Origin of the sequence: Streptomyces johnsoniae, assembly GCF_031845565.1 — a bacterium.
GTDB classification, from domain to species: Bacteria; Actinomycetota; Actinomycetes; order Streptomycetales; family Streptomycetaceae; genus Streptomyces; species Streptomyces johnsoniae.
The window spans coordinates 1-425 of sequence record NZ_JAVREV010000087.1; the positions used below are offsets into that span (position 1 = coordinate 1).

The following is a 425-nucleotide window of genomic DNA, read 5'->3' on the forward strand; positions in this document are numbered from 1 at the left end:
GTGTGGCCGTCGGCGTTGGACACGTACCGCAGGGTCGGGTCGGTGACCGTGAGGTCCCCGACGGCCGCGCGCAGCTTCTCCACGGCCGGGGCCATGTGGTGCGTGTGGAACGCGCCCGCCACCTTCAGAGCGACGACCCGGCGTACGCCCTCGGGCTTGTCGGCCTCCAGGGCGGCGAGCTGGGCCGCGGTACCGGCGGCGACGATCTGGCCGGCCCCGTTGACGTTGGCGGGGGTCAGGCCGAGCTTCTCCAGGTGCGGGACCGTCACGGCGGGGTCGCCGCCGAGCAGGGCCGCCATCCCGGTCTCGGTGACCGCGGCGGCCCCGGCCATGCCGAGCCCCCGGGTGCGGACGAAGCGGAGCGCCGCCTCGTCGTCGATGACGCCCGCGATCGCGGCGGCGGTGATCTCACCGACGCTGTGACC

Annotated in this window: 1 protein-coding gene; it reads right to left on the bottom strand. The window is 75.5% G+C overall.

What is annotated here, in order from left to right; translation table 11 throughout:
- A partial coding sequence (locus RM779_RS33400) for an ACP S-malonyltransferase (RefSeq protein ID WP_311621550.1) occupies nt 1-425 on the bottom strand: 425 nt, incomplete at both ends.